Raw genomic sequence first — 310 nt, forward strand, 5'->3', positions numbered from 1 at the left:
AAAATTAGATGGTAAAAACGAATTTCATTTGCAAATTAAATCTCAAATAAAAGAAGGAGTACCATCTGGTTCGGAAATTTTAAATACAGCAAAAATTGATTTTACAAATAAAAATGATGTAATTGGAGAAAAGGAATCTAAACCTGTAGTTGTTGTTCCGACAACTGGAATAATTGAGTTAACAAAAATTGATGGTGCTAATAAGAATAAATTAAAAGGTGCAGAGTTTGTACTTAAAGATAAAAATGGAAAAATAGTTGTTGTAGCAGGAAAAGAAGTAACAGGTGTATCAGATGAAAATGGTGTTATT

Annotated in this window: 1 protein-coding gene; it reads left to right on the forward strand. The window is 28.1% G+C overall.

Going from position 1 to position 310, the window contains the following annotated elements; genetic code table 11:
• The coding region (locus MR107_RS30640) for a SpaA isopeptide-forming pilin-related protein (protein WP_472926412.1) at positions 1–310 on the forward strand (310 nt) is incomplete at both ends.

The sequence above is a fragment of the Bacillus cereus group sp. BfR-BA-01441 genome, from assembly GCF_022663075.1.
Lineage (GTDB): Bacteria > Bacillota > Bacilli > Bacillales > Bacillaceae_G > Bacillus_A > Bacillus_A cereus.